At 58.9% G+C, this 20,431-nt stretch carries 19 protein-coding genes; 11 read left to right on the top strand and 8 right to left on the bottom strand.

What is annotated here, in order from left to right; genetic code table 11:
• On the top strand, positions 1–315 hold the full coding sequence (locus tag CAF90_RS11295; RefSeq protein ID WP_085606332.1) for a tetratricopeptide repeat protein: 315 nt from the start codon (positions 1–3) through the stop codon (positions 313–315).
• A gap of 51 nt (positions 316–366) precedes the next feature.
• On the opposite strand, the gene CAF90_RS11290 is transcribed toward CAF90_RS11295, so the two are convergent.
• Both CAF90_RS11290 and tag read right to left on the bottom strand, forming a co-directional pair.
• A complete protein-coding gene (locus CAF90_RS11290; RefSeq protein ID WP_085606330.1) occupies positions 367–1,254 on the bottom strand; it encodes a lysophospholipid acyltransferase in 888 nt (295 codons plus the stop codon).
• Positions 1,255–1,294: 40 nt separating this feature from the next.
• Positions 1,295–1,852: a DNA-3-methyladenine glycosylase I gene (tag, locus tag CAF90_RS11285; protein WP_085606328.1), complete on the bottom strand. Its 558-nt coding sequence runs from the start codon at positions 1,850–1,852 to the stop codon at positions 1,295–1,297.
• Between the two features lie 81 nt (positions 1,853–1,933).
• On the opposite strand from tag, the gene glyQ reads away from it, so the two are divergent.
• From glyQ to CAF90_RS11265, 4 genes are all read left to right on the top strand, one after another.
• Positions 1,934–2,887, top strand: coding sequence for a glycine--tRNA ligase subunit alpha (gene glyQ, locus CAF90_RS11280; RefSeq protein ID WP_003187265.1), 954 nt, complete (start codon positions 1,934–1,936; stop codon positions 2,885–2,887).
• The gene (gene glyS, locus CAF90_RS11275; RefSeq protein ID WP_007954113.1) at positions 2,884–4,938 is read left to right on the top strand and encodes a glycine--tRNA ligase subunit beta; all 2,055 of its coding nucleotides are present in this window, start codon (positions 2,884–2,886) and stop codon (positions 4,936–4,938) included. Before glyQ ends, glyS begins: the two co-directional genes overlap by 4 nt.
• Before the next feature lie 4 nt (positions 4,939–4,942).
• Entirely contained in the window at positions 4,943–5,482 is a 540-nt protein-coding gene (gene gmhB, locus CAF90_RS11270) for a D-glycero-beta-D-manno-heptose 1,7-bisphosphate 7-phosphatase (RefSeq protein WP_170929371.1), read from the top strand.
• A gap of 81 nt (positions 5,483–5,563) precedes the next feature.
• A complete protein-coding gene (locus tag CAF90_RS11265; protein ID WP_085606324.1) occupies positions 5,564–6,343 on the top strand; it encodes a 1-acyl-sn-glycerol-3-phosphate acyltransferase in 780 nt (259 codons plus the stop codon).
• A gap of 157 nt (positions 6,344–6,500) precedes the next feature.
• Here the strand turns inward: CAF90_RS11265 and CAF90_RS11260 are convergent, their stop codons facing one another.
• Positions 6,501–8,042, bottom strand: coding sequence for a HAMP domain-containing sensor histidine kinase (locus tag CAF90_RS11260; RefSeq protein WP_085606322.1), 1,542 nt, complete (start codon positions 8,040–8,042; stop codon positions 6,501–6,503).
• 166 nt (positions 8,043–8,208) lie between these two features.
• Between CAF90_RS11260 and CAF90_RS11255 the strand changes: the two genes are divergently transcribed.
• Positions 8,209–8,928 (top strand): response regulator transcription factor, encoded by a 720-nt coding sequence (locus CAF90_RS11255; protein ID WP_085606320.1) that lies wholly within the window; start codon positions 8,209–8,211, stop codon positions 8,926–8,928.
• Between the two features lie 39 nt (positions 8,929–8,967).
• Here CAF90_RS11255 and CAF90_RS11250 read toward each other — a convergent pair whose 3' ends face one another.
• The 5 genes from CAF90_RS11250 to dnaA form a co-directional block, all read right to left on the bottom strand.
• Positions 8,968–9,396 (bottom strand): hypothetical protein, encoded by a 429-nt coding sequence (locus tag CAF90_RS11250; RefSeq protein WP_256578435.1) that lies wholly within the window; start codon positions 9,394–9,396, stop codon positions 8,968–8,970.
• 155 nt (positions 9,397–9,551) lie between these two features.
• A complete protein-coding gene (gene gyrB, locus CAF90_RS11245) occupies positions 9,552–11,969 on the bottom strand; it encodes a DNA topoisomerase (ATP-hydrolyzing) subunit B (protein ID WP_085606318.1) in 2,418 nt (805 codons plus the stop codon).
• A 5-nt stretch (positions 11,970–11,974) separates the two neighbouring features.
• Positions 11,975–13,078, bottom strand: a complete 1,104-nt coding sequence (gene recF, locus CAF90_RS11240) for a DNA replication/repair protein RecF (protein ID WP_003220208.1) — start codon at positions 13,076–13,078, stop codon at positions 11,975–11,977.
• 14 nt (positions 13,079–13,092) lie between these two features.
• Positions 13,093–14,196, bottom strand: a complete 1,104-nt coding sequence (dnaN, locus tag CAF90_RS11235) for a DNA polymerase III subunit beta (protein WP_011331733.1) — start codon at positions 14,194–14,196, stop codon at positions 13,093–13,095.
• 39 nt (positions 14,197–14,235) lie between these two features.
• Complete coding sequence (dnaA, locus tag CAF90_RS11230; RefSeq protein WP_007954132.1) at positions 14,236–15,759, bottom strand: chromosomal replication initiator protein DnaA; 1,524 nt, start codon at positions 15,757–15,759, stop codon at positions 14,236–14,238.
• Positions 15,760–16,327: 568 nt separating this feature from the next.
• On the opposite strand from dnaA, the gene rpmH reads away from it, so the two are divergent.
• The 5 genes from rpmH to mnmE all read left to right on the top strand — a co-directional run bounded on the left by rpmH (position 16,328) and on the right by mnmE (position 20,255).
• Positions 16,328–16,462, top strand: coding sequence for a 50S ribosomal protein L34 (rpmH, locus tag CAF90_RS11225; RefSeq protein WP_003213577.1), 135 nt, complete (start codon positions 16,328–16,330; stop codon positions 16,460–16,462).
• Between the two features lie 16 nt (positions 16,463–16,478).
• Positions 16,479–16,880 carry a ribonuclease P protein component gene (rnpA, locus tag CAF90_RS11220; RefSeq protein WP_011336726.1) on the top strand — a complete coding sequence of 134 codons (402 nt, stop codon included), beginning with the start codon at positions 16,479–16,481 and terminating at the stop codon, positions 16,878–16,880.
• Positions 16,873–17,118: a membrane protein insertion efficiency factor YidD gene (gene yidD / locus CAF90_RS11215; protein WP_010465488.1), complete on the top strand. Its 246-nt coding sequence runs from the start codon at positions 16,873–16,875 to the stop codon at positions 17,116–17,118. Before rnpA ends, yidD begins: the two co-directional genes overlap by 8 nt.
• Positions 17,119–17,120: 2 nt before the next feature.
• Positions 17,121–18,803 carry a membrane protein insertase YidC gene (yidC, locus tag CAF90_RS11210; protein WP_085606316.1) on the top strand — a complete coding sequence of 561 codons (1,683 nt, stop codon included), beginning with the start codon at positions 17,121–17,123 and terminating at the stop codon, positions 18,801–18,803.
• An 81-nt stretch (positions 18,804–18,884) separates the two neighbouring features.
• Positions 18,885–20,255, top strand: coding sequence for a tRNA uridine-5-carboxymethylaminomethyl(34) synthesis GTPase MnmE (gene mnmE / locus CAF90_RS11205; RefSeq protein WP_085606314.1), 1,371 nt, complete (start codon positions 18,885–18,887; stop codon positions 20,253–20,255).
• The last annotated feature ends 176 nt before the right edge of the window (positions 20,256–20,431 follow it).

The following is a 20,431-nucleotide window of genomic DNA, read 5'->3' as shown; positions in this document are numbered from 1 at the left end:
ATGATCGAATCCCTGGAAAAAATGCTCGCCAAGGGTGTGGATAACTCGCTGCTGCGCTTCGGCCTCGGCAAGGGTTATCTGGATCTGGGGGAGAACGCGAAGGCGGCAGAGCATTTCCAGCGTTGCGTCGGCTTCGATCCGAAATACTCGGCGGCGTGGAAATTGTTGGGAAAGGCGCAGTTGGCGCTTGGGGATCTGCCAGCGGCACGACAGGCATGGGAGCAGGGGCTCGAAGCGGCCCGGGTCCATGGCGACAAGCAGGCCGAGAAGGAAATGACGGTGTTTCTGAAGAAGCTCGAACGGCAGAAGCCGTGACGGCTGTGGATAACCTGTTTGGTCAGGTTATCCACAAACGCCCATCGCCGATCAGTACCAGCGCGCCTCGCCCGGCGGACGCTTCTTGAAGCGTTTCATGCTCCACATGTACTGGCTCGGGTAAGCCGCCACATAACGCTCGACGACTTTACTCATCGCTGCGCAGGAGGTTTCGGTGTCGGTGCTGTACATGGCTTCCGGCGCCGCTTCGAGGATCACCTTGTAACCGGAACCGTCCGGCAGACGCAGGGCATGCAGGAACACCCCGACGGCTTTGCCGCCAGCGAGCATGTTCGGCACGAACTTGCTGGTCAGGGCCTGAGTCGCGAAGAAGGGCACGAAGATCCCGGCGGATTCGGCCGGTTCCGGGTCCGCTGGAATCCCCACCTGACCGCCCTTGCGCACTTCCTTGATGACGCTGAGGATGCCTTCCTTGGTCGACGCGGCGACTTTGTTGCCCAGTTGCACGCGTTGTTTGCGCAGCAATTCATCCACAGCCTTGAGCTTCGGCGGCCGGTAGAAAATGATCGGTTTGCACTGGCTGCAATAGAAGTGGTTAAGCACTTCCCAGTTGCCCAGGTGGCTGGTGATGCCGACCACGCCCTTGCCCGAGGCCAGCGCTTCTTTCAGCACTTCGAGGCCTTCGACTTCGCGCACCAGGTCGATGGAACGCTGGGCCGGCCAGATCCAGGCGCAGGCGCTTTCGGTCAGGGACTTGCCGATGTCTTTCAGGCTCTGGCCGACCAGACGCTCACGTTCGGCCGGGTCCATCTGTGGAAAACATTTTGCCAGGTTGATCCGCACCACATCGCGGGAACGGTTGGGGGTTTTCCACATGATCCAGCCGATCGCCGAACCCACGGCCTGCACGGCCCGCCACGGAAGCATGGCAAACAGCCGCAGAGCGCCAACCAGCATGGCGCCTTTAAACTTTTCCACAGGTCACTCCTGATCTTGTGCTGTGCGCGAGGCGGCCATTCTAACCGGCGTTGACGAGCTGCGCGTAGCGGTCGCAGTCCTGAGTGTGGTCCATGACCATGCCAGAGGCCTGCATCAGCGCGTAGCAGATGGTCGGACCGACGAAGGTGAAACCGGCCTTTTTCAGGCCTTTGCTCATGGCCACGGCTTGCGGGGTGATGGCCGGGACTTCGCTGCGATCCTTGAAATGATTGATTACCGGGCGGTTATCAACAAACGACCAGAGGAAGGTCACCGGATCTTCCAGCGCCAGCCACGCCTGGGCATTGCGCCGGGCGGCGTTGAGCTTGAGACGGTTGCGGATGATCCCCGGATCGAGCATCAATTCGTCGATTTCCGCGTCGCTCATCTGCGCCACGCGCTGTACGTCGAAGCCGAACAACACCTCGCGATATCGCTCGCGCTTGCGCAGCACGGTGATCCACGAAAGCCCGGCCTGGAACCCTTCGAGCAAAAGCAACTCGAACAAACCCTGCGCATCGCGTAGCGGCGTGCCCCACTCCTGATCGTGGTAAGCCATGTACAGCGGATCTTCGTTGCACCAAAAGCAGCGTGGCATAAGGCTCCAGGGGGTGGAGGTGCGACTGAATCGGGTATACTCCCGCTCTTTAAATCGCAGCCCAAGAAACAGGTGAATTTCGTGAGCCAGCCTACGCCAGCCGTGCGTACCTTCCAAGACTTGATCCTCGCGCTCCAGCAATACTGGGCCGAGCAAGGTTGTGTGGTACTTCAGCCCTACGATATGGAAGTAGGCGCCGGCACTTTCCACACCGCGACATTCCTGCGCGCCATCGGCCCGGAAACCTGGAACGCCGCTTACGTGCAGCCAAGCCGCCGTCCGACTGACGGCCGTTACGGCGAAAACCCGAACCGTCTGCAGCACTACTACCAGTTCCAGGTAGTCCTGAAGCCGAACCCGGACAACTTCCAGGAGCTGTACCTGGGCTCCCTCAAGCATGTCGGCCTGGACCCGCTGGTCCACGACATCCGCTTCGTCGAAGACAACTGGGAATCGCCGACCCTCGGCGCCTGGGGTCTGGGCTGGGAAGTCTGGCTGAACGGCATGGAAGTGACCCAGTTCACGTACTTCCAGCAGGCGGGCGGCATCGAGTGCTACCCGGTGACCGGCGAGATCACCTACGGTCTCGAGCGTCTGGCCATGTACCTGCAGGGCGTGGACTCGGTCTACGACCTGGTCTGGGCTGACGGTCCGTTCGGCAAAGTGACCTACGGCGACGTGTTCCACCAGAACGAAGTGGAGCAGTCCACCTACAACTTCGAACACGCCAACGTCGACAAGCTGTTCGAACTGTTCGATTTCTATGAAAGCGAAGCCAAGCGCCTGATCGAACTCGACCAGCCGCTGCCGTTGCCAAGCTACGAAATGGTCCTGAAGGCCTCGCACACCTTCAACCTGCTGGATGCGCGCCGGGCGATCTCGGTAACTGCGCGTCAGCAATACATTCTGCGCGTTCGCACCCTGGCGCGTTCCGTCGCCCAAGCCTACCTGCTGGCCCGCGCCAAGCTGGGCTTCCCGATGGCAACCCCGGACCTGCGTGACGAAGTACTGGCCAAGCTGGAGGCTGCACAATGAGTGCTCAAGATTTTCTGGTTGAACTGGGCACCGAAGAACTGCCACCCAAAGCCCTGAACACCCTGGCCGAAGCGTTCCTGGCCGGTATCGACAAGGGCCTGCAAGCTGCCGGCCTGAACTACGAGACCAAAACCGTCTACGCCGCGCCGCGTCGTCTGGCAGTGCTGATCACCGCGCTGGCTACCCAGCAGCCGGATCGCAGCATCAACCTCGACGGCCCGCCGCGTCAGGCCGCGTTCGATGCTGAAGGCAACCCGACTCAAGCGGCACTGGGTTTTGCCAAGAAGTGCGGCGTCGAGCTGAGCGAAATCGACCAGAGCGGTCCGAAACTGCGCTACAGCCAGAACATCGCCGGCAAGCCGACTGCAAGTCTGCTGCCGACCATCGTCGAAGACTCGCTGAACGACCTGCCGATCCCGAAACGCATGCGTTGGGGTGCGCGCAAGGAAGAGTTCGTGCGTCCGACCCAGTGGCTGGTGATGCTGCTCGGCGACCAGGTCATCGACTGCACGATCCTTGCCCAAAAGGCTGGCCGTGAATCCCGTGGCCACCGTTTCCACCACCCGGAAAGCGTACGCATCGGTTCGCCGTCGAGCTACTTGGCCGACCTGCGTGCCGCTTACGTACTGGCCGACGCCAACGAGCGTCGTGAAATCATCAGCAAGCGCACCGAAGAGCTGGCGACCCGTCAGGAAGGCACCGCGATCGTGCCGCCGGCGCTGCTCGACGAAGTGACCGCGCTGGTCGAGTGGCCGGTGCCGCTGGTGTGCTCGTTCGAGGAACGTTTCCTCGACGTACCACAGGAAGCGCTGATCACCACCATGCAGGACAACCAGAAGTACTTCTGCCTGCTGGATGCCGACGGCAAGTTGCTGCCACGTTTCATCACTGTGGCCAACATCGAATCCAAAGACCCGCAGCAGATCATCGCCGGTAACGAGAAGGTGGTTCGCCCACGTCTGACCGACGCCGAGTTCTTCTTCAAGCAGGACAAGAAGCAGAAGCTCGAAGCATTCAACGATCGCCTGCAGAACGTGGTGTTCCAGGAAAAACTCGGCAGCGTCTACGACAAGGCCGAACGCGTGTCGAAACTGGCGGCGTACATCGCCGCACGCATCGGCGGCAACGCTTCGTGGGCTGCCCGTGCAGGCCTGCTGTCCAAGTGCGACCTGGCCACCGAAATGGTCGGCGAGTTCCCGGAGATGCAAGGTGTCGCCGGCTACTACTACGCCCTCAATGACGGCGAGCCGGAAGACGTCGCCCTGGCGCTGAACGAGCAGTACATGCCGCGCGGTGCCGGCGCTGAACTGCCAGCCACCCTGACCGGTGCGGCCGTGGCCATCGCCGACAAGCTCGACACCCTGGTCGGCATCTTCGGCATCGGCATGCTGCCGACCGGCAGCAAAGACCCGTATGCCCTGCGCCGTGCGGCACTGGGCGTGCTGCGGATCCTGATCGAGAAACAACTGGATCTGGACCTGAACGACGCCGTGGCTTTCGCCGTGAATGCGTTCGGTGCCAAGGTCAAGGCTGCCGGCCTGAACGACGCGGTACTGGAGTTCATCTTCGACCGTCTGCGTGCACGATACGAAGACGAAGGCGTGGATGTCGCCACCTACCTGTCGGTACGTGCCCTGAAGCCGGGTTCGGCGCTGGACTTCGACCAGCGTGTGCAAGCGGTTCAGGCCTTCCGCAAACTGCCGGAAGCGGCAGCGCTGGCGGCGGTGAACAAGCGTGTGTCGAACCTGCTGAGCAAGGTGGAAGGCTCGGTGCCGACCGAAGTCCAGGCCAAGTACTTCGACAACGCCAACGAGTTCTCGCTGTACTCGGCGATCCAGCAAGCGGACCAGGCTGTACAGCCAATGGCCGCGGCGCGTCAGTACAACGAATCGCTGGCACGCCTGGCTGCACTGCGCGAGCCGGTGGACGCGTTCTTCGACGCGGTGATGGTCAATGCCGAAGACGCCAATGTGCGGGCCAACCGTTACGCGCTGCTGGCGCGTCTGCGTGGCCTGTTCCTGGGCGTTGCCGACATTTCGCTGCTGGGTTGAGGGATTGCTGTTGAAACTGCTGATTCTCGATCGGGACGGAGTGATCAATTACGACTCCGACGCTTACATCAAGTCGGTGGATGAGTGGATTCCACTACCCGGCTCGATCGAAGCGATTGCGCAGTTGAGCAAGGCCGGCTGGACGGTGGCGGTCGCCACCAACCAGTCGGGCATTGCTCGCGGCTACTACGACCTCGCCACCCTCGATGCCATGCATGCGCGCCTGCGCGAACTGGTGGCGGAGCAGGGCGGTGAAGTCGGGCTGATCGTGTATTGCCCGCATGGGCCGGACGAAGGTTGCGACTGCCGCAAGCCGAAACCGGGGATGTTGAAAACCATCGCGCAACATTACAACGTCGCGCTGACGAATGTCTGGTTCGTCGGTGACACCCTTGGTGACCTGGAGGCCGCCAAAGCCGTCGATTCACAGCCCGTTTTGGTAAAGACCGGGAAAGGCGAAAAGACTCAGGCCAAGACCTTGCCGGTGGGCACCCTGATTTTTGACGATCTCGCGGCGATTGCCGCAGAACTTATCCACAACTAGAGTGCTTCTGAAGTCCTGACCAGGGATTGATCGGGAGTGCGCTTGAACAGTCGGGCATTGCCCGTAACGGTAAACGTCGCCATGTCGATACTGCAGGCCATCAGAATCTTCCTCTTTTACCTGCTGCTGGGCACCACCGCTCTGCTGTGGTGCAGCCTGAGCTTTTTTATCGCGCCCTTTCTGCCGTTCAAGGCGCGCTATCGCTTCATCAATGTGTACTGGTGCCGTTGCGCCTTGTGGTTGACCAAGGTGTTCCTCGGTATCCGTTACGAAGTCAAAGGCGCGGAAAACGTGCCTGACCGGCCCTGCGTGATTCAGTCGAACCACCAGAGCACCTGGGAGACGTTCTTTCTCTCCGCTTATTTCTCGCCCTTGAGCCAGGTGCTCAAGCGCGAATTGCTGTATGTGCCGTTCTTCGGCTGGGCGATGGCCATGCTGCGGCCGATCGCGATTGACCGCGACAACCCGAAAGCCGCCCTCAAGCAAGTGGCTGCGAAGGGTGACGAGCTGCTCAAGGACAATGTCTGGGTGCTGATCTTCCCTGAAGGCACTCGCGTTCCCCACGGCACCATCGGCAAGTTCTCCCGCAGTGGCAGCGCGTTGGCGGTGAATGCGGCGCTTCCGGTGCTGCCGATTGCGCACAATGCCGGCAAGTTCTGGCCGAAAATCGGTTGGGGTAAAAAGCCCGGCGTAATCACTGTGGTGATCGGGGAGCCGATGTATGCCGAGGGCAGTGGCCCCCGCGCCATCGCCGATCTGAATGATCGGGTGCAGGCGTGGAACGAGAAGACCCAACGGGAAATGGGCTCGCTGCCCCCGGCCCCTGAGGCGCCGGCTGCAAACGATCAGATCGCTGTCTGAGATTTGTGGATAACCTGTGTACGGTTTGTTCGCAAAGTCCCGAATTATCAAATTAAGTGACTGATTTACTTATATATTTCCGAAACTGATAAAACGCCGTAAAAGGTGCATAAGTTTTTTTCGGAAGTAAGGAAACCGGCTGATATAGCCGGTTTTTTTATGCCTGCTCTTCGGCGATCAGCGGCAGCTCCAGACGGAGCGTCGTGCCTTGATCGACCACGCTCAGGCATTCGATCCGGCCGCCATGGTGATCCACCACGGCTTTGACCATCGACAATCCCAGGCCCACACCGTCGATGCCCTGTGCAGAAGAAAAGCGCCGGTACTGGCTGAACAGATCGGGCAGTTCCTCTGCAGCGATGCCTTTGCCTTGATCGGTCAGTTCACAACTCAGCCAGTCATCGTGGCAGCTGACACGCATGTCGACCCTGGATCCGGCAGGGCTGTACTTGATTGCATTTTCCAGCAGGTTGAACAGTGCACGGGTCAGCAAGCCCTGATCGGCCAGGATCAAGCGCTCCTGGGATTGTTCGTCCATGTCACTCGAGAGCTCGATGCGTTTTTGCTGGGCGATGGGCAATGCCTGATCCAGCACGTCCATGACCAGCATCCCGAACAGGCTCGGTTGAAACTGATACGCCTCGGATTCGGCCCGGGCCAGCAGAACGAAGCCGTCGGTGAGTTCCAGCGCCCGGCGTACCTGGCGCTCAATCTGTTCGAACAGCGGCGAATCCGTTCCCGTTTGATGCCGGTGTACCTCGAGCAGGGCAAGAATCGCCGAATGAGGGGCACGCAGGTCGTGGGACAGAAAGCGCAACAGCACACCGCGCTGTTCCTCGGCGGCGCGTTCGGCGCTCAAGTCAGTGAGACTCAAGAGCCAGCCGATCGGCAGGTCGCCATCGACTGGCAACAGCGCGGCGCGCTCCAGGCGCAGGCTACGTTCCTTGTGGTCCCGAAACTCCAGCAGAGGCAGCTCGGATAGCGGCGGGCGCGGCTCTGTGGACAACTCCGGATAGCCCAGGTTCGCCAGTTGATCAAGCACATCCTCGCCCACCAGATTGTGATCGAATAGGCTCCGGGCCTTGCGGTTGCCCAACAAGACTTGCCCCCGTGGATCGCTGATCAAGGTCGCGACCGGCAGATACTCCAGCCCGTCGGCAATGAACCGGCGGGTATCGCGGGTGCGGCTCATGGCTTGCTCAAGCGCCATGATCTGCCCCTGCAAGCGGTCGGCGCTGGGAAACTGCGCCCGACGTCGTTCGGGAAAGACTTTCGGCTCACTGTCCAGCCGCGCCAGCTCCCAGCCGAAGTAAGTGAGCACCACACTCAGGCGCCGCCAGTTCCAGATCAGATAGCCGAACAGCATGCCGAGCGCCGCAGGCGTCGGCGACCACCAACGCCGCATTTCAGCCAGGCCTGCACTGGTCAACAGCACGCAGGCAATTCCGCCCAATGTCAGCCAGAGCGCCAGACGCGGACGCCACAGCAGCAATCCAAGTACACACGCGACCATGGCTACCGAGAGTCCCGCGCCCATCAACGGCGCCGGATCATGCAAATTGATCTGCGCGCGCCAGGAAAGCAGTGCAGTCAGCGGCAACAGCACTAGACTTATCCACACCCACTCGCGCACCAGTTGCCGGAACAAACGCTGAACCTGGCTGGGTACGCGGCTTTCGTGTCGGCGCTGGTTATTCATGGGAAACAGGGCAGGGCGGGTTGAATGGTTTCATAGGCGGCCGGTCTGAGGACGTAGACCCGAAGAATCATAGCGGCTCACCCCACGGCGTGCCGCTTACTTTCACTGCATGGAGTCAGCCGATCCGGTCGGCACCCATTGCCCGAGCGACAAGGAACCACCGCGTATGCGCGTTGCGATACTGGACGATGAACCCGCCGAACTGCGCCGGGTCGAGCAGACCCTGCAACAAATGGCCGAGGCCGGAGGACAGCCCTGGTCACTGCACAGCTTCGAAAGCGGTGAAGACCTGCTGCGACAGTTACGCCGGGAAACCTTCGACCTGCTGATCCTCGACTGGCAATTGCCCGACCTCACCGGCCTGGCGCTGCTGCGCTGGACCCGCGAACACATGGAAGCCCCGCCAGCCGCCATCATGCTGACCAGCCGCGACGGTGAAAGCGATATCGTTCAAGCCCTGAATGCCGGGGCCGACGATTACGTCAGCAAGCCGTTTCGGCCCAATGAACTGAAGGCGCGCGTGGCGGCGGTATTGCGCCGGCACAGCCTGCAACGTAGCGCCCCGGCCGAAGTCCTGCGTTTCAACGACCTGGTGTTCGACGACGCCGAACTCACCGTCACCCGCGACGGGAAACCGATCGTCATGACCGAGCGCGAATATCGTCTCGCCCATTGCCTGTTCAGCAACCTTGGGCGGCCACTGTCACGGGATTACCTGTACGAACGATTCTGGCCCCATGAAGAGATGTCGACATCGCGACCGCTGGACACCCATATCTATCGCCTGCGCAACAAGCTCGGGCTGACGGCGGATCGGGGTTGGCAGTTGCTGACGATTTATGGGTATGGGTATCGGTTGGAGAGTGTGGCGGCAGTCTCCGAATAAGTAGGGAGGCGCCGGGACGCTTACCTTCTCATTTTTAAATCATTCATCCAAAGATGGATCTCTAAGCCTCTTCGCTGCTGATTCAATTTGTTTGATGCTGCTTTCTGGGACTGGGAGGTCCTCAGGCATGGTGCCCCCCAGCTCAACGATGGTTTCCCTGACTTTCCTGCCAACCTCAAAGTGAACTTGGTTGGCATTTCCTTTTCCCTGAACGTTGTCACGAACCAATTTATCTTCAGCTTGTGTTGCTCGGAATAGATTGGCGGCGAGCTCCGTAGATCCCATGTGATCAAGAATTTTCTGTGTTTTCTTCAAACCTTTGCGCTGGTGGATCGCTTTCTGATCGAGTCCACCATAAAGGCCTTTATAACCGTGGTTCTGGAAGATGGCGAAATCCAGACCCGACTCGACACCTGCTTGCTGCGCTACCTCTACGAGCTCTTCAAATGACTCGTGTCGCTCATTCATCTCAAAATCTCCCAACTGGCCGCTAAGTATTGAGTGCAACTCCAATAGTTACTGTTTTGCTTTTGCACAGCCAGTAGGGACTTATCTGCTAACAAAAAGCCCCTGTTGACGCTCTGTCAGCAGGGGCTTCAGTTCCATCCGAAATCTGAAAGGGATCAGAAATCCAGGTTGGACACCGCCAGAGCATTGCTCTCGATGAAGTCACGGCGAGGTTCGACCGCATCACCCATCAGGGTGTTGAAGATCTGGTCTGCGCCGATGGCGTCTTCGATGGTGACTTTCAGCATGCGGCGCACGCTTGGGTCCATGGTGGTTTCCCACAGTTGATCCGGGTTCATTTCGCCCAGACCTTTGTATCGCTGGATGGTGTGGCGCTTGGTGCTTTCGGCCATCAGCCAGTCCAGGGCTTCCTTGAACTCGGTGACCGCTTTCTTGCGCTCGCCACGCTGGATGTACGCGCCGTCGTCGAGCAGGGTGCTCAGTTGAGCGCCGAGGGTGACGACGGTCTTGTAGTCGTTGCTGCCGAAGAAGTCGCGGTTGAATGTGACGTAGTTCGACAGGCCGTGGGAGATCAGTTCGACCTCTGGCAGCCACACGCCACGTTCACGGTCTTCACGCAGGCTGGCCTTGTAGACCAGGCCCGACTTCTCGACGGTGCGCAGACGGACTTCGTACTGGGCCAGCCAATCCTGCATCTTCGCGTGGTCGCCGAGCATTTCCAGGCTGACGGCCGGCAGATAGATGAAGTGCTCGGTCAGCTCCTGCGGGTACAGGCGCGACAGACGCTTGAGGGTCTTCATCACCATGCGGAAATCGTTCACCAGACGTTCCAGCGATTCACCGGAAATGCCCGGGGCGTCTTCGTTCAGGTGCAGGCTCGCATCTTCCAGGGCCGACTGCGTCATGTACTCTTCCATGGCGTCGTCGTCTTTGATGTATTGCTCTTGCTTGCCTTTCTTGACCTTGTACAGCGGCGGCTGGGCGATGTAGATGTAGCCACGCTCGATCAGCTCAGGCAACTGACGGAAGAAGAAGGTCAGCAGCAGGGTACGGATGTGCGAACCGTCGACGTCAGCATCGGTCATGATGATGATGTTGTGATAGCGCAACTTGTCGATGTTGTACTCTTCGCGACCGATACCGCAGCCCAGCGCGGTGATCAGGGTGCCCACTTCCTGGGACGAGATCATCTTGTCGAAACGGGCTTTCTCGACGTTGAGGATCTTGCCCTTCAGCGGCAGGATGGCCTGGGTCTTGCGATTACGTCCCTGCTTGGCAGAGCCGCCCGCGGAGTCACCTTCCACGAGGTACAGTTCGGACAGCGCCGGGTCTTTTTCCTGGCAGTCAGCGAGTTTGCCCGGCAGGCCGGCGATGTCCAGCGCGCCTTTGCGGCGGGTCATCTCACGGGCCTTGCGCGCCGCTTCACGGGCACGGGCGGCGTCGATCATCTTGCCGACGACCAGTTTGGCTTCGTTCGGGTTTTCCAGCAGGAAGTCCGAGAAGTACTTGCCCATTTCCTGTTCGACCGCGGTCTTCACTTCGGAAGACACCAGCTTGTCTTTGGTCTGGGAGCTGAACTTCGGATCCGGCACCTTCACCGAGATGATCGCGGTCAGGCCTTCACGGGCATCGTCACCGGTGGTGGCGACTTTGTGCTTCTTCGCCAGACCTTCCTGCTCGATGTAGTTGTTCAGGTTACGCGTCAGTGCGGAACGGAAGCCCACCAGGTGGGTGCCGCCGTCGCGCTGCGGAATGTTGTTGGTGAAGCACAACAGGTTCTCGTTGAAGCTGTCGTTCCACTGCAGGGCGATTTCCACGCCGATGCCGTCTTCACGCTGGATGTTGAAGTGGAACACCTGGTTGACCGCGGTCTTGTTGGTGTTCAGGTATTCAACGAACGCACGCAGGCCGCCTTCGTACTTGAACAACTCTTCCTTGCCGCTGCGCTCATCCTTGAGGACGATGCCGACACCGGAGTTGAGGAAGGACAGTTCACGAATGCGCTTGGCCAGGATGTCCCAGCTGAAGTGAATGTTCTTGAAGGTTTCGCTGGAAGCCTTGAAGTGAATCTGGGTACCGGTGGTTTCGCTGTCACCAACGATCGCCATCGGTGCCTGAGGTACGCCGTGGACGTAGGTCTGTTCCCAGATCTTGCCGCTGCGACGAACAGTCAGGACCAGCTCTTCGGACAACGCGTTCACAACCGAAACACCTACACCGTGCAGACCGCCGGATACCTTGTAGGAGTTGTCGTCGAACTTACCGCCGGCGTGGAGAACGGTCATGATGACCTCGGCGGCGGAAACGCCTTCCTCCTTGTGCACGTCTACCGGGATGCCACGGCCGTTGTCTTTAACGGTGATGGACTCATCCGGGTGGATGATGATGCTGATGTCGTCGCAGTGGCCGGCGAGGGCTTCGTCGATCGAGTTGTCGACCACCTCGAACACCATGTGGTGCAGACCGCTGCCATCGTCGGTGTCACCAATGTACATACCGGGACGTTTGCGCACGGCATCCAGGCCTTTCAGCACTTTAATGCTCGATGAGTCGTACGTATTTTCTTCGCTCAATGCCTTCACTCCCGATGGTCGTGGGTCTGGGTGATACGGCCCTGTTCCACGTGGAACAGAGCGACTGGCGTTTCCGTCTGCCAGCCTTCCCTCAATAATTCGTGATCTACACAGGTGATAAAGACCTGGCAGCGTAAGTCTTCCAGCAAGCGGCACAGCGCGCGACGGTGGCTCTCGTCCAGCTCGGACGGCAAGTCATCCACCAGATAAATACACTGGCCGCGTCGGGCCTGGCTCACCAGATGCCCCTGGGCAATCCGCAACGCACAGACCACCAACTTCTGCTGACCCCGGGACAAGATGTCCGCGGCGTTGTGTGCGCCCAATCTAAGACGCAAGTCAGCCCGTTGTGGCCCGGCCTGGGTATGACCCATTTGCTGGTCCCGTTGCACGGATCCGGCGAGTACAGCACTCAATTCCCGGTCCTTGTCCCAGCCTCGGTAATAGCTGAGCGTCAAACCTTCGAGCTCAACCAGTTCGCTCAAGGTTTGTTCAAAGACTGGTTTCAAGGCTTTGATGTAAGCGCGGCGGTATTCATCGATTTCAGCGCTGGCCTGGCACAGTTCCCTGTCCCAAACCGCTTGCGAAACGGCGTCAAGTGTACCATGCCGCAGCCAGGAGTTTCTCTGGCGCAAGGCCTTCTGCAAACGCTGCCAGGTGGCCATGAACCGCGGCTCGACGTGGAACACCCCCCAATCGAGGAACTGCCGGCGAATCTTCGGCGCGCCTTCCAGCAGGCGAAAGCTGTCGGGGTTGATCAACTGCAGCGGCAGGATTTCCGCCAGTTGCGCAGCGCTACGAGCGTTCTGACCGTCGATGCGTATCTGGAACTCGCCCTGACGGTCGCGAGATATACCCAATGCGCTGTGGCCACCCTCGGCGAGTTCAACCTGGCCGAAAACGGTGCAAGCAAGCTGCTCATACTGGATGACCGGCAACAGCCGCGTGCTACGAAACGAACGGGCAAGCCCCAGCAGGTGAATGGCTTCCAGAACACTGGTTTTGCCGCTGCCGTTGGCGCCGTAAAGAATGTTGATTCGGGGGGAGGGGGAGAAGGTCACCGGGTGCAGATTGCGCACCGCGGTGACCGAGACGCGACTTAGCGACATCCAGAGTCAGCTGATTACAGACGCATCGGCATAACAACGTAAGCCGAATCGTCGTTGTCGGACTCCTGCACCAGCGCACTGCTGTTGGAGTCGGACAGAATCAGACGAACCTGCTCGGTGGTCATCACGCCCAGCACGTCGAGCAGATAGCTGACGTTGAAGCCGATTTCCAGGGAGCCGCCGTTGTATTCCACGCCTACTTCTTCTTCCGCTTCTTCCTGCTCCGGGTTGTTGGCCTGGATCTTCAACTGACCGCTGGCCAGTTGCAGACGGATACCGCGGTACTTCTCGTTGGACAGAATCGCGGTACGGCTGAACGCTTCACGCAGCGCCTGACGATCGCCCAGTACCAACTTGTCGCCGCCTTTTGGCAGAACACGCTCGTAGTCCGGGAACTTGCCGTCGACCAGCTTCGAGGTGAAGGTGAATTCGCCGGTGGTCGCGCGGATGTGGTGCTGGCCCAGCACGATGCTGACATTACCATCCGGCTCGGTGAGCAGACGTGCCAGTTCGAGAATACCTTTACGCGGCACAATCACCTGATGGCGATCCTGCTGGCCGATGTCGGCCTGCATCGAGCACATGGCCAGACGGTGACCGTCGGTGGCCACGGCACGGATCACACCGGTCGACACTTCCAGCAACATGCCGTTGAGGTAATAACGCACGTCCTGCTGGGCCATGGCGAAACTGGTGCGTTCGATCAGGCGACGCAGCTTGCTTTGTTCCAGGCTGGTGGTCAGCGAACCCGGGCCTTCTTCCACAGTCGGGAAGTCGTTGGCCGGCAGGGTCGACAGGGTGAAACGGCTACGGCCGGCTTTCACTACCAGCTTCTGCTCGTCGACCTTGATGTCGATCAGCGCATCGTTCGGCAGGCTCTTGCAGATGTCCATCAGCTTGCGCGCAGGCACGGTGATGGAACCCGTTTCAGCCGGCTCCTCGAGTTGCACGCGACCGACCAGCTCGACTTCCAGGTCGGTACCGGTCAGCGACAGTTGCTGGCCATCGACAACCAGCAGCACGTTGGACAGTACCGGCAAGGTCTGTCGGCGCTCGACGACGCCTGCGACCAGTTGCAGGGGTTTCAACAGGGCTTCGCGTTGAATGGTGAAATGCATGGTCTAGTCCCTTGCCTTAATAAGCTGCGCTGGTGTTCATCAAGTGGTCAGTGTACGCAGCAGGTTCTTGTAGTCCTCGCGGATGTCCGCGTCGGATTCCTTAAGTTCATTGATCTTGCGGCAGGCGTGCAACACGGTCGTGTGGTCGCGACCGCCAAACACATCGCCGATTTCCGGCAGGCTGTGGTTGGTCAGTTCCTTGGACAATGCCATGGCCACCTGACGCGGACGAGCGACCGAACGCGAGCGGCGTTTGGACAGCAAGTCGGAGATCTTGATCTTGTAGTACTCGGCGACGGTGCGCTGAATGTTATCCACAGAGACCAGTTTGTCCTGCAGCGCCAACAGGTCTTTCAGGGATTCGCGAATCAACTCGATGGTGATGTCGCGGCCCATGAAGTGCGAGTGGGCGATCACGCGTTTCAGCGCGCCTTCCAGCTCACGGACGTTGGAGCGAATGCGCTGGGCAATGAAGAACGCCGCATCGTGTGGCAACTCGACTTTGGCCTGGTCGGCCTTCTTCATCAAGATGGCGACGCGGGTTTCCAGCTCCGGCGGCTCGACGGCAACCGTCAGGCCCCAGCCGAAGCGGGATTTAAGGCGCTCTTCAAGGCCTTCGATTTCTTTCGGGTAGCGGTCACTGGTGAGAATGACCTGCTGGCCACCTTCAAGCAGGGCGTTGAAGGTGTGGAAAAACTCTTCCTGGGAACGTTCCTTGCGGGCGAAGAACTGAATGTCGTCGATCAGCAGGGCGTCCACCGAACGGTAGAAACGCTTGAACTCGTTGATCGCGTTCAGTTGCAGCGCCTTGACCATGTCGGCCACGAAACGCTCGGAATGCAGGTACACGACCTTGGCATTCGGGTTCTTCTTTAATAGATGGTTACCCACCGCGTGCATCAAGTGCGTCTTACCCAGGCCCACGCCACCATAAAGGAAGAGCGGGTTGTAGCCGTGCTTCGGGTTGTCTGCCACCTGCCAGGCCGCCGCACGGGCGAGCTGGTTGGATTTACCTTCGACGAAGTTCTCGAAGGTAAAGGTGCGGTTGAGGTAGCTGGTGTGCTTGAGCGCGCCTTCGACCTGCACGGTGCGCTGTTCAGCGCGCACCGGGGCCTGTTGCGAAGCGGCACCGGCCATCGGATCAAAGCTGTCGCGTGAGGGCTCTTCACTGATTTCTTCGGTTTTCTGCGTCGAGCGCTTGGTCGGAGCTGGCGTCGGAGCTGGTGCTGGCGCACTGGCCGGCGCGGTATTGGCCTGAGCCTGGGACACTTGCGCAGCAGCCAACGGCGCATTCGGTGCCGCACGCGGCGCCGAACTGCGTTTGCTGCCTATTAATAAGGAGAGCGACGGTGCCAGACCGTTGCCATGCTCATCCAGCAGTTCAAGGACGCGCCCCAGGTACTTTTCGTTGACCCAGTCCAGAACAAAACGGTTCGGTGCGTAGACGCGCAACTCGTCGCCTTCGGCTTCGACCTGTAGTGGACGGATCCAGGTGTTGAATTGTTGGGCAGGCAGCTCTTCGCGCAAAAGCTCCACGCACTGCTGCCAAAGTTCCACTGACACGGATATCCCCTAAGTTGAAAGCCGGTGAGGCAAAAACAAGCGGCCATTGTAGCGGCCAGTCGTCCACTTATCCACATGCAGGTTGCCCGGTGGACATGATTTATCAATGCGTTAAACGCGAAAAAGGCGACCGACGGTATGTGCATAAGCTCTGTGGATAACCCTATCTGAGCACACTGGACAACTGGGGGCGAAAGTCGGTGGATAACCAGCTTGTGGATAACCACCTATTCCACACACAGGTTATCCGACAGCGCAGCACAGGCTGAACACGGTTTTCCACTGTAGTTGTCATTCTCTGTACATCGCTTGAAACAAGGCCTTGAGCCAGTTATCCACAGCGAACCGTGCACCTAGCTTTTACAAGCTTTACAAAAAAGCTTTAAATAATTCCCTTCTTTATTTTTATCTTTGGCAAACCGGGTAATCAGGTCCTGTCAGCTCCGAAGATCTATTTATAAGGAAACGTTGGTTGGAAATTGACCTATTGGCTTGCTTTCTCTAGAATCCCCGGTCTCTTAAAACGGGGGCCATTCCGGCCCGTTGTGGACGAACCAGGTAACACGACATGAAACGTACTTTCCAACCAAGCACTATCAAACGCGCTCGTACCCACGGTTTCCGTGCTCGCATGGCTACCAAGAACGGTCGTGCCGTACTGTCGCGTCGTCGCGCCAAAGGCCGCGCACGTCTGGCAGTTTGATAATCCGGCACTGGAGGTGAGTCAGGACTTCAGTCGGGAAAAGCGTCTGCTTACTCCCCGGCATTTCAAGGCAGTCTTTGACTCCCCTACCGGCAAGGTTCCGGGGAAAAATCTCCTGCTCCTTGCGCGCAACAACGATCTCGATCACCCCCGTCTCGGGCTGGTTATCGGGAAAAAGAGCGTCAAGCTCTCCGTCGAGCGCAATCGCCTCAAACGTCTTATGCGCGAATCGTTTCGCCTGCACCAGGATTCACTGGTCGGCTGGGACATCGTTATCGTCGCGCGCAAAGGTTTGGGTGACGTAGAAAACCCCGAATTGATTCAGCATTTCGGCAAACTCTGGAAACGTCTGGCACGCAACAAGCCGGTACCAGCAGTCAAAACCGAAACTGTAGGGGTAGACAGTCCAGATGCGTAAACTGGCACTCGTTCCGATCCAGTTTTATCGCTACGCCATTAGTCCCCTGATGGCCAGTCACTGTCGTTTCTACCCCAGTTGTTCTTGCTACGCGTATGAAGCCATCGAAAATCATGGCCTTCTGCGCGGTGGCTGGCTGACCTTTCGTCGTTTAGGTCGCTGTCATCCGTGGAATCCCGGTGGTTATGACCCGGTTCCACCTATCCCTACCTCCCGTTCTTCTTCGATGGCCGAGTAATCATGGATATCAAACGCACGATCCTGATCGTCGCCCTGGCAATCGTGTCCTACGTCATGGTCCTTAAATGGAACCAGGACTATGGCCAGGCTGCCCTGCCGACTCAGAATGTTGCTTCCAGTACGACTACATCCGGTTTGCCGGACACCGCCACTGGCAATAATGCTGCTGCCAGTGACGATATTCCGCGCGCCGCAAGCGATACCAGCGCACCTGCCGAAACGCCGGTCGCTGTCAGCAAGGATCTGATCCAGATCAAGACCGACGTGCTCGATCTCGCGATCGATCCACAAGGTGGCGATGTTGCCCAGCTGACCTTGCCGCTGTATCCACGTCGTCAGGATCGTCCGGACGTTCCGTTCCAGCTGTTCGACAACGGTGGTGAACGTACTTATCTGGCACAGAGCGGTCTGATTGGCACCAACGGTCCGGATGCAAACCCGGCCGGTCGTCCGATCTACTCCTCGGAGAAGAAGACTTATCAACTGGCTGACGGTCAGGACCAACTGGTCGTCGACCTGAAATTCAGCAAGGACGGCGTCAATTACATCAAACGTTTCACTCTGAAACGTGGCCTGTATGACGTGACCGTGACCTATCTGATCGACAACCAGAGCGCTCAGCCTTGGTCCGGTTCGATGTTTGCCCAGCTGAAGCGCGATGCAAGCGCCGATCCTTCGTCCACAACTGCTACCGGTACCGCGACTTACCTGGGCGCCGCCCTGTGGACAAGTTCCGAGCCGTACAAGAAAGTGTCCATGAAGGACATGGACAAAGCTCAGCTCAAGGAGACCGTCACTGGTGGCTGGGTAGCCTGGCTGCAACACTACTTCGTGACTGCATGGGTTGCTCCGAAGGGCGAAAACAACATCGTCCAGACCCGTAAAGACAGCAAAGGCAACTACATCATCGGTTACACCGGTTCTTCGTTGACCGCTGCACCGGGTGCGAAAGTCGAGACCAGCGCTGTTCTTTACGCCGGTCCGAAAAGCCAGGCTGTGCTGAAAGAGTTGTCCCCAGGTCTGGAACTGACTGTCGACTACGGCATTCTGTGGTTCATTGCCCAGCCAATCTTCTGGCTGCTGCAACATATCCACAGCATCGTCGGCAACTGGGGCTGGTCGATCATCTTCCTGACCATGCTGATCAAAGGGATCTTCTTCCCTCTGTCGGCCGCCAGCTACAAGTCGATGGCCCGTATGCGCGCCGTGGCTCCGAAACTGGCTGCACTGAAAGAGCAACATGGCGATGACCGGCAGAAAATGTCGCAAGCCATGATGGAGCTGTACAAGAAAGAGAAGATCAATCCGCTGGGTGGCTGCTTGCCGATCCTGGTGCAGATGCCGGTTTTCCTTTCCCTGTACTGGGTTCTGCTGGAAAGCGTGGAAATGCGCCAGGCGCCGTTCATGCTGTGGATTACCGACCTGTCGATCAAGGATCCGTTCTTCATCCTGCCGATCATCATGGGCGCGACCATGTTCATCCAGCAGCGTCTGAACCCTACACCTCCGGATCCGATGCAGGCCAAGGTGATGAAAATGATGCCAATCATCTTCACCTTCTTCTTCCTGTGGTTCCCGGCAGGTCTGGTGCTGTACTGGGTTGTGAACAACTGCCTGTCGATTGCCCAACAGTGGTACATCACGCGTAAGATCGAAGCGGCGACGAAAAAAGCCGAGGCGTAACTTACTCTGTGGATAACACCACTCAAAACGCCCCCTAGTGGGGCGTTTTGCTATCTGCCATTTTTGTCTGGATACCGGTTTATGAGCGCACCTCGTGAAACCATCGCAGCTGTCGCTACCGCCCAGGGCCGTGGCGGCGTGGGCATCGTTCGAATTTCCGGGCCGCTGGCCAGCGTTGCGGCCAAAGCCATCAGCGGCCGTGAACTGAAACCAAGGTTTGCCCACTACGGCCCGTTCTTCAGTGACGATCAACAGGTGCTGGATGAAGGTCTGGCTCTGTATTTCCCCGGACCGAACTCGTTCACCGGCGAAGATGTACTGGAACTGCAGGGCCACGGTGGCCCGATCGTCCTCGACATGTTGCTCAAGCGTTGTCTGGAACTGGGTTGCCGTCTGGCCCGTCCCGGTGAGTTCAGCGAAAGAGCGTTCCTCAATGACAAACTCGATCTGGCGCAGGCCGAGGCCATCGCCGACCTGATCGAAGCCAGTTCCGCACAGGCCGCGCGCAATGCCCTGCGTTCATTGCAGGGTGCATTTTCCCAACGCGTGCACAACCTTACCGAACAGTTGATCGGCCTGCGGATCTATGTAGAAGCGGCTATCGACTTCCCGGAAGAAGAAATCGACTTCCTCGCTGATGGCCATGTCCTGAGCATGCTCGACAAGGTTCGTAACGAGTTATCCACCGTATTGCGCGAAGCCGGGCAGGGTGCGTTGCTGCGTGACGGCATGACCGTGGTGATTGCCGGTCGTCCGAATGCCGGCAAATCCAGCCTGCTCAACGCACTGGCCGGTCGTGAAGCCGCGATCGTGACCGAAATAGCCGGCACCACTCGGGACATCCTGCGCGAACATATCCACATCGACGGCATGCCGCTGCACGTTGTGGACACCGCCGGTCTGCGTGATACCGATGACCATGTGGAAAAGATCGGCGTTGAACGAGCGTTGAAAGCCATCGGCGAGGCTGACCGAGTGCTGCTGGTCGTCGATGCCACTGCGCCAGAGGCCGCCGATCCATTCGCCCTGTGGCCGGAATTCCTTGAAACCCGGCCAGATCCGGCGAAGGTCACCCTGATTCGTAACAAGGCTGATCTCACCGGTGAACCTATTGCCCTGGAAGTCAGTGACGATGGCCACGTGACGATCAGCCTGAGCGCCAAGTCTGCCGGTGAAGGTCTGGACCTGCTACGTGATCACCTCAAAGCCTGCATGGGCTACGAACAAACATCGGAAAGCAGCTTCAGCGCACGCCGCCGGCACCTCGAAGCCCTGCGTCATGCCAGTGATGCCCTGGAACATGGACGTGCCCAACTGACCTTGGCGGGTGCTGGTGAGCTGTTGGCCGAAGACCTGCGTCAGGCCCAGCAGTCTCTCGGGGAAATCACCGGCGCCTTCAGTTCAGATGATTTGCTGGGACGAATCTTTTCCAGCTTCTGCATCGGTAAATAACCCTTCCGTTGTCCACAGACAGGTCCGTTCGCGACCTGTCTGTCCCCCCTTCTAGTATTTCCTTCCTCCAGTGCCGGACAGATTCCTGTTCCTGAGCGGATTTTCCGTGTCCGCGATTCCTTCATTCACCTGATTTCTGTGGATTAAGCCCTGTGAATAACTGCCGCTGAGGGCAG

It is taken from the genome of Pseudomonas sp. B37(2017), assembly GCF_002112885.1.
Classification (GTDB): Bacteria; Pseudomonadota; Gammaproteobacteria; order Pseudomonadales; family Pseudomonadaceae; genus Aquipseudomonas; species Aquipseudomonas paraglycinae.
The sequence above is the reverse complement of the archived record's forward strand: the minus strand, read 5'-3'. Positions and strand labels throughout refer to the sequence as shown.

What these genes read in the sequence shown, in the direction of transcription:
- CAF90_RS11295 (WP_085606332.1), top strand. Translation starts at nt 1, where the DNA reads ATGATCGAATCCCTGGAAAAAATGCTCGCCAAGGGTGTGGATAACTCG.
- tag (WP_085606328.1), bottom strand. Translation starts at nt 1,852, where the DNA reads ATGCCACGCTGCTTTTGGTGCAACGAAGATCCGCTGTACATGGCTTAC.
- glyS (WP_007954113.1), top strand. Translation starts at nt 2,884, where the DNA reads ATGAGTGCTCAAGATTTTCTGGTTGAACTGGGCACCGAAGAACTGCCA.
- CAF90_RS11265 (WP_085606324.1), top strand. Translation starts at nt 5,564, where the DNA reads ATGTCGATACTGCAGGCCATCAGAATCTTCCTCTTTTACCTGCTGCTG.
- CAF90_RS11260 (WP_085606322.1), bottom strand. Translation starts at nt 8,042, where the DNA reads ATGAATAACCAGCGCCGACACGAAAGCCGCGTACCCAGCCAGGTTCAG.
- CAF90_RS11255 (WP_085606320.1), top strand. Translation starts at nt 8,209, where the DNA reads ATGCGCGTTGCGATACTGGACGATGAACCCGCCGAACTGCGCCGGGTC.
- CAF90_RS11250 (WP_256578435.1), bottom strand. Translation starts at nt 9,396, where the DNA reads ATGAATGAGCGACACGAGTCATTTGAAGAGCTCGTAGAGGTAGCGCAG.
- recF (WP_003220208.1), bottom strand. Translation starts at nt 13,078, where the DNA reads ATGTCGCTAAGTCGCGTCTCGGTCACCGCGGTGCGCAATCTGCACCCG.
- dnaN (WP_011331733.1), bottom strand. Translation starts at nt 14,196, where the DNA reads ATGCATTTCACCATTCAACGCGAAGCCCTGTTGAAACCCCTGCAACTG.
- rpmH (WP_003213577.1), top strand. Translation starts at nt 16,328, where the DNA reads ATGAAACGTACTTTCCAACCAAGCACTATCAAACGCGCTCGTACCCAC.
- yidD (WP_010465488.1), top strand. Translation starts at nt 16,873, where the DNA reads ATGCGTAAACTGGCACTCGTTCCGATCCAGTTTTATCGCTACGCCATT.
- yidC (WP_085606316.1), top strand. Translation starts at nt 17,121, where the DNA reads ATGGATATCAAACGCACGATCCTGATCGTCGCCCTGGCAATCGTGTCC.
- mnmE (WP_085606314.1), top strand. Translation starts at nt 18,885, where the DNA reads ATGAGCGCACCTCGTGAAACCATCGCAGCTGTCGCTACCGCCCAGGGC.